Annotated in this window: 7 protein-coding genes; 5 read left to right on the top strand and 2 right to left on the bottom strand. The window is 41.9% G+C overall.

From position 1 onward, the window contains the following. Nucleotides 1–400: 400 nt before the first annotated feature. From LKE01_RS11090 to LKE01_RS11080, 3 genes are all read left to right on the top strand, one after another. Complete coding sequence (locus LKE01_RS11090) at nucleotides 401–1,459, top strand: carbamoyl phosphate synthase small subunit (protein WP_054769849.1); 1,059 nt, start codon at nucleotides 401–403, stop codon at nucleotides 1,457–1,459. Then, on the top strand, nucleotides 1,459–4,524 hold the full coding sequence (gene carB, locus LKE01_RS11085; RefSeq protein WP_056982411.1) for a carbamoyl-phosphate synthase large subunit: 3,066 nt from the start codon (nucleotides 1,459–1,461) through the stop codon (nucleotides 4,522–4,524). Before LKE01_RS11090 ends, carB begins: the two co-directional genes overlap by 1 nt. A gap of 180 nt (nucleotides 4,525–4,704) precedes the next feature. Continuing rightward, a complete protein-coding gene (locus tag LKE01_RS11080; RefSeq protein ID WP_054769848.1) occupies nucleotides 4,705–5,055 on the top strand; it encodes a hypothetical protein in 351 nt (116 codons plus the stop codon). Between the two features lie 50 nt (nucleotides 5,056–5,105). On the opposite strand, the gene lepB is transcribed toward LKE01_RS11080, so the two are convergent. Beyond that, entirely contained in the window at nucleotides 5,106–5,699 is a 594-nt protein-coding gene (lepB, locus tag LKE01_RS11075; protein ID WP_054769847.1) for a signal peptidase I, read from the bottom strand. Nucleotides 5,700–5,861: 162 nt separating this feature from the next. Here lepB and mazE point away from each other — a divergent pair, with 162 nt between their 5' ends. Both mazE and LKE01_RS11065 read left to right on the top strand, forming a co-directional pair. Further along, on the top strand, nucleotides 5,862–6,104 hold the full coding sequence (mazE, locus tag LKE01_RS11070) for a type II toxin-antitoxin system PemI/MazE family antitoxin (protein ID WP_054769846.1): 243 nt from the start codon (nucleotides 5,862–5,864) through the stop codon (nucleotides 6,102–6,104). Beyond that, the gene (locus LKE01_RS11065) at nucleotides 6,097–6,465 is read left to right on the top strand and encodes a type II toxin-antitoxin system PemK/MazF family toxin (protein WP_054769845.1); all 369 of its coding nucleotides are present in this window, start codon (nucleotides 6,097–6,099) and stop codon (nucleotides 6,463–6,465) included. Before mazE ends, LKE01_RS11065 begins: the two co-directional genes overlap by 8 nt. Before the next feature lie 296 nt (nucleotides 6,466–6,761). Here LKE01_RS11065 and LKE01_RS11060 read toward each other — a convergent pair. Next, the coding region (locus tag LKE01_RS11060) for a hypothetical protein (RefSeq protein WP_225426954.1) at nucleotides 6,762–7,128 on the bottom strand (367 nt) is incomplete at its 5' end.

Below are 7,128 nucleotides of genomic sequence, written 5' to 3'. Positions count from 1 at the left end.
GTTTTAGTTTGCCTTGAGTATTCCTCAAGATTCGCCATACCTTCTTAACCTCACGGGGTTAATGTTAAAGGTTCTGTTTGATTACTTAGAATCATATTCTATTTTGAGAGAAAAAACAAGTCTATTTGCAAAATTATTTTTTTAAAATGATTATTTATCCAGAAGTTCGAATATATTTTTAAGAAACGAATAACTTATCTATAAGGACGGCATTTCCAGCATTTTAATATGAATTAATAAATATACATATTGTATTTTATTTGTACATATTTATCCGAATATCAGCAAATACTGCATATTTTTGCTTGACATTTCCCCAAAATACTTCTATCTTAATTAATCAAAAGCGTTAACTGCAAATGTCACGTCGTTGTGTAGGAAAATTTGAGGAGGTTCGGACATGAAAAAATATCTAACTCTGGAAAACGGAGATGTCTTCGTTGGTGAAGCTTGCGGAGACTTGGGCGCCGAGATTGACGGTGAACTTGTCTTTACCACCAGCATGACCGGTTATCAGGAAACGTTGACCGATCCGTCGTACAAAGATCAAATCATCAGCTTCACTTATCCATTAATCGGCAACTATGGTATCTCATTGGAAACCAGCCAATCAGACACTGTTCAAGCCGCAGCGGTCATCGTTAAAGAAATGACTGATCAAGTATTTCACTATCAAAGCGTTATCAGCCTCGATGCGTTTTTAAAGCAATCAAAGGTTCCAGCAATCAGCGGGATTGACACCCGACAGTTAACCAAAATTATTCGCCGCTATGGCACAATGAAAGCCAGCCTGACTAATCAACCAGTCACTAAACAAACAGAAGAAGATCGCCAGGCATCGATCATTAAATCAGCTACATTGTCCGCAGGCGACGCCAAAAATGCTGAACACGTTGTGGTTGTTGACTTTGGTGTTAAAGACAACATCGTTAAGTCACTGCAGCGTCCCGGAATTGACGTAACAGTTGTTACTCCCGAATCAACATTTGAAGATATTGCCAACCTACATCCAACCGGAATTCTATTATCCAACGGACCTGGCGATCCAACGGATTATTCCGACTTCCTGCCAGTTATTCAAAAGCTCCAAGATAACTTCCCACTATTCGGGATTTGCTTGGGACATCAGCTTCTTGCCTTGGCAAACGGTGCTAAAACTTACAAGATGACATTTGGTCATCGTGGAATTAATCATCCAGTTAAAAATGTGATTACCGGTGACATTTACATCACTTCCCAAAATCATGGCTATGCGGTTGATGTCGACTCGGTTGATGATACACCATTGGAAGTCACCGCTCTTGAAGTCAATGACAAAACATGTGAAGGCCTCCGTTATCCAGGCCGCCCGGTATTCTCCGTTCAATATCACCCTGAAGCAGCACCGGGACCACACGATGCGAATAAGCTGTTTGACAAATTTATCGATATGATGCACGTAAACGGAGGGGTTCACTAATGCCAAAAAGAGAAGATATTAAAAAAGTATTGATCATCGGCTCAGGTCCAATTGTCATTGGCCAAGCCGCAGAATTTGATTATGCCGGCAGCCAAGCGTGCTTAAGTCTTCGTGAAGAAGGATACTCGGTTATCTTGGTGAACTCGAACCCTGCCACAATCATGACAGATGACGAAATTGCTGATAAAGTCTATCTGGAACCATTAACCGTTCCAAGCTTGAAGAAAATTATCAAGAAAGAACATCCAGATGCAATCCTACCAACTTTGGGTGGCCAAACTGGTTTGAACCTCGCCGTTGAACTCAGTAAAGACGGCATCCTTGATGAACTTGGTGTTGAATTGCTGGGTACCAGCCTCCAAACCATCAACGAAGCCGAAGACCGTGAAAAGTTCAAGGACTTGATGCAGGAATTACACCAACCAATTCCTGATTCAAAGACCGTCTACGATCTCCAAGATGGCTTGGACTTCGCTCATCAAATTGACTATCCGGTTATCATTCGTCCTGCCTACACTTTAGGTGGAACCGGTGGTGGAATTGCCCACAATGACGATGAAATGAAGACCATCTTGAACCGTGGCTTAACAATGTCACCTTCAAACGAATGTTTAGTTGAAAAGAGTATCGCCGGATTTAAAGAAATTGAATTTGAAGTTATGCGTGATCATCATGGCAGTTCAATCATCGTCACTGGTATGGAAAACTTCGATCCGGTTGGTGTTCACACTGGTGATTCAATCGTCTTTGCCCCAACTCAAACTTTAACTGATAAAGAATATCAACGTCTACGTGACGCATCATTAACGATTGTTAATGCCCTTAAAATTGAGGGTGGCTGCAATGTTCAATTGGCCCAAGATCCAAACAGTGAAAAGTACTTCGTTATCGAAGTCAACCCACGTGTCAGCCGTTCATCAGCTTTGGCATCAAAAGCAACCGGCTACCCAATCGCCAAAATTGCTGCCAAAATTTCAGTGGGCTTAAACCTTGATGAAATCATCAACCCAATAACGCAAACCACGTTTGCAATGTTTGAACCTGCCTTAGACTACGTGGTTGCTAAGATTCCACGCTTTGCCTTCGACAAATTCACAAACGCAGATCGCAAACTGGGAACCCAAATGAAAGCAACCGGAGAAGTCATGGCAATCGGCAGTACCATTGAAGAATCACTGCTTAAGGCCGTTCAATCTTTGGAACTTGATCAACAAGCGCAAACTGACCTGATTCCGACTTATACACGAAAAATGTCAATGGGTGACCTGTTGGAAAAGATTAAGACACCAACAGATTACCGTTTGTTTGAAATTTTTGCCGCAATCGGTAAAGGTGCCACAATCCAACAAATTAACCGTTCCACTAAAATTGATATGTACTTCTTATCTAAATTAGAAAACATCATCAAGATGCAGCAACAGCTGACCGACGGATTACTCAGTGCCGACATGGTATTGAAAGCTCGTAAATTAGGCTTCAACAACACCATGATCAAAGCAATTCATCACGCAACCGACGACCAACTGGTCAAGTTGGATTCAATGGAAGATCAACATTTGGTCTACAAAATGGTTGATACATGTGCTGCTGAGTTTGAAAGTACAACGCCTTACTACTATAGTACTGTTGGAAATGAGAACGAAAGTAAACCAATTGGCAACAGCATCGTCGTTATTGGTGCCGGCCCAATTCGAATCGGCCAAGGTGTGGAATTTGATTACGCCACTGTTCACTGTGTGAAAGCCATTCAAGCAGCTGGTTACAATGCCATTATTATTAATAACAACCCTGAAACGGTTTCAACCGACTTCTCAATTTCAGACAAGCTCTACTTCGAACCATTAACCATCGATAGTGTCATGAACATTATCAACTTGGAACAACCAATCGGCGTGATCGTTGAGTTCGGTGGTCAAACTGCCATCAACCTCACTGAAGATTTGACTAAACACGGTGTTTCAATCCTCGGTACTTCGCTTCATGGAATCGAACAAACCGAAGACCGTCACCAATTCGAACAACTATTAATTGATCAAAACATTGCTCATCCAAAAGGTAACACCGCAACCAATGCCCCAGAAGCATTGGAAATTGCCAACAAGCTTGGTTATCCAGTATTGGTACGTCCAAGCTTTGTCCTCGGTGGTAAAGGAATGGCCGTTGTCCATAACGATGACGAGTTAAACGAATATCTCATCCCCGCCCTCAAAAACAGCCACGGTGAACCAATCCTGATTGACCAATATATTCCCGGCACTGAATGTGAAGTTGATATCCTTAGTGATGGTAACGAAGTATTCGTACCCGGCATTATGGAACATCTCGAAGGCTCTGGTATTCACTCCGGTGATTCAATTGCCATGTATCCACCACAGACTTTGACAGATGATCAAAAGCAAAAAATTGTTGAGATTGCCACTAAAATCGGTAAGCAGGTCCACGCTGTCGGTATGATGAATATTCAATTCATTGTTGCTGATGAAGTGTACGTCATCGAAGTGAACCCACGGGCATCAAGAACCGTGCCGTTCATGAGTAAGATCGTCAAGCTGCATTTGGCACAGTTGGCAACCCAACTGATTCTTGGCAAATCACTCGATGAACTTGGTCTGAAGCCTGGTCTGCATCCAGAACCAGCCAAGGTTTACGTGAAAGCTCCAGTCTTCTCATTTGCCAAATTACCAGGTGCCCCAACTGCCTTGAGTCCAGAAATGAAGTCAACCGGTGAAGACATCGGTTCTGGAAACAATTTGCAGGAAGCCTTACACAATGCATTATTTGACAGTTACCACATCGATACCAATAACGTGAGTGGCGATGCGCTGCTTTCAGAGTTTGACGCTAAGAATACCAGCCTAGTCGACCAGCTTAAGGGTAGTGGATTTGGTATTAAAACTTACCATCAAGGTATGGAATGGCCAGACAACCTTGCTTTTGTCCTAAGTTCCGAAGATGAAACAACTGATCAAAAAGAACTCGTTGCCAATGCACTGAGTCACCAAATTCCAGTGTTTACCGCACAGGATACAGTGATGGGTGTGTTTCAACCACAACTGATTAAATAAATTCGTTTAGAAATGACAAGCACCCTTGGAGTAGACTTCTCCAAGGGTGCTTGTTTGCTAACTTTCTGATTTCAGTCAGCAAAATTAATTCATAAGCGAATCACTTGCCCTCCCCAGCCAAACGCGGTTCAATGATCGTGGATCAAAGATAACCGTTACTGATTTAGGGGAGGTAATGACATGTTAGACGTTATCAAATCATTGGATCGATTAACTTGGAACACACAGCACCACTTTACTCACATCGAGGCCCAACACGACTTCATCCGGGCATGGGCCATTCAGTTCGAGCTGGGTTACACCGATGTCCGTGTTGTTCAAATGGCTTTGCAGTTGGATGGTAAACATCATGACTTGCTACAGAAATTCACTGCAGCCTATGAAAAAGTATACGATTATGAATATGCGTTCGTTGCCGGCGGCTTGGAAGGCTTTAACGAAAAGTATGGCGATAAAATTGAAGATTACCGTGCAGCAGCGGATGAATTCCTGGGTTTAATTGATCAAGTCCGCGCCTTGAATGGAAAATAAGTAAAGCAAAACAAAAACGTCTTGTCAGAAAAATCTGGCAGGACGTTTTATTATCCATAATTATTAATCTCACTACGATTTGAATCCCATGGGAACGTGTACACCACGCCTTCCATATGCGATTTCGGCACAAAGCCCCAGTAGCGGCTATCATAGGAAATGTTTCGGTTGTCCCCCATCACAAAATACTGGCCTTTTGGAACCACGGCGGTTTGCCTGCCCCTGTTCCACTTTGAGGAGAGCATCGATAGGTTAAACCCATTATCATTAACATTACTCAATGTACCGGTGGCCTGCTGTTGACGGGAAATGAACGGCTGCTTGATATATTGACCGTTCACATACAAATGACCCGTCTTGGTATAAGTGATCCTGTCACCGGGAATTCCAATAACTCGCTTTACAAATTCTGTCTTCGGGTTGGTATCCGGCGCTAATTTATACGCGTTGAACACAACCACCGACAGACGCTTAATCGGCTTTGTTTTTAAAATCACCACATGCTCGTTGTTCTGTAAGTTGGGCATCATCGAGTCCCCATCAACTCGAACTGGGGAAATAATGTAGGTCTTAAGGAACAGTGCCAGTCCCAGCCCAATCACAATTGGCAGGATCCAGCTGAAGATACTTTTGATAATTTTCATCTTTTCCTCCTATTGTATGTACTTAACATGGTTATAAGTGTATGCCTCCCAGTCCAAGCTTTCAACTTACAAAACACAATATGTCGTTCTAACTTATCGATATAAACCTCTTGAATTTGAATGTAATTACATACATAATTACGTGTAGAAAGGGTGATAATAATGACTGTAAAAACACGGCGTCAAGGCAATTCGATTATGGTGACTATTCCTGCTTCGTTTAAGGTAGGGGAAAACGTTGAGTTTGAACCAATCAAGGATGAAAATGGCGTGATCAGTTTGCTACCAGTACGACACAACATTTATAGTGCAGACTCGAACTACGATCTTCGAAAAGCAATGGAAGAAGAAAACATTGGGGACAATGGCACACCGGTTGGACGAGAGGATATTGGGAATGACTAAAGACATCCCGCAGCAAGGAGATCTTATCTGGATTGATAGTGAACCGCACGCCAGCCATGAATATGGTGGTCATAATCCAGATTCCAGTAATACTTTTAGACCGTTACTGGTTGTGAGTGATAAAGCATATAATCAACGGACCGGTATGATTGTCGGCTTTTCAATTACCCATACAACTAAAATTAAGGCACCCTTTCAGATTACACTTTCTTCGCATAAGATAGAAGGCCATGTTATTTTAACCGGTCTTTTGGGTTATGACTACATCACCAGATCCGGCAAGATTGTTGATCATGTCAATGCGGCAGAATTAGCACAAGCTTTGGCTGCTATTAAAGATATTTTTGGCTTTTTTGATTAATGTCCTAAGGCAATTCATTTCACTGAGTTGAATTAAATCACAGGCGAGCGCCAACCACTTCAATGTAGTTAGCGTTTTTTATTGTCACACAATTACCTAAACAATCAGTGGATATTCACAGGTAAAGTTAGTTTTACATAGCTATGACACTAATTACTAAAGACAAGCGGTTTTAACCGTGTCCCTAAATTGTTTAAAATTAAACGATTTGAGGACATAATTAAAACAATATTCTGAAAGGTTTGGAGTGAAAACAAAAGCCTCGAAGCACTGTGCTTCGAGGTTCATATTGATGGTTAATATCTAATTGGCTTCTTCATCCAAAATTGAATAGTGTTCACAAACTTCCACTTATCATGCCCAACTTTCATGTAGTATGTGATAATGGGTGTTTTATGTCCATGTCGAAAAATCAGCTTCCGGTAATTGTACTTTGTCTTCAGATAATATCGTTGCGGATTCTTATAGCGCATCACCATAGTTCTTGAGTGCTTCGTGTACTTGTACTCAACATGCTTGGTATCTTTGAACAAGTCCTGGCGATCGCCCTCAAACTCACCCCAGTTCACAGAATTGTACTTGAGTACCTTTTGCTTAGAGGCATATCCGAGAGAATTCATATCAAGATGCTTCCAGTTAGTGTTGGCGGAAGCTTCTATGGGT

Origin of the sequence: Lentilactobacillus kefiri, assembly GCF_007989105.1 — a bacterium.
GTDB classification, from domain to species: domain Bacteria; phylum Bacillota; class Bacilli; order Lactobacillales; family Lactobacillaceae; genus Lentilactobacillus; species Lentilactobacillus kefiri.
Note: the sequence above shows the minus strand (reverse complement) of the source record. Positions and strands in the feature narration are given on the sequence as shown.

Coding starts and splice junctions, on each gene's coding strand:
- carB (WP_056982411.1), top strand. CDS start 1,459: ATGCCAAAAAGAGAAGATATTAAAAAAGTATTGATCATCGGCTCAGGT.
- lepB (WP_054769847.1), bottom strand. CDS start 5,699: ATGAAAATTATCAAAAGTATCTTCAGCTGGATCCTGCCAATTGTGATT.
- mazE (WP_054769846.1), top strand. CDS start 5,862: ATGACTGTAAAAACACGGCGTCAAGGCAATTCGATTATGGTGACTATT.
- LKE01_RS11090 (WP_054769849.1), top strand. CDS start 401: ATGAAAAAATATCTAACTCTGGAAAACGGAGATGTCTTCGTTGGTGAA.
- LKE01_RS11065 (WP_054769845.1), top strand. CDS start 6,097: ATGACTAAAGACATCCCGCAGCAAGGAGATCTTATCTGGATTGATAGT.
- LKE01_RS11080 (WP_054769848.1), top strand. CDS start 4,705: ATGTTAGACGTTATCAAATCATTGGATCGATTAACTTGGAACACACAG.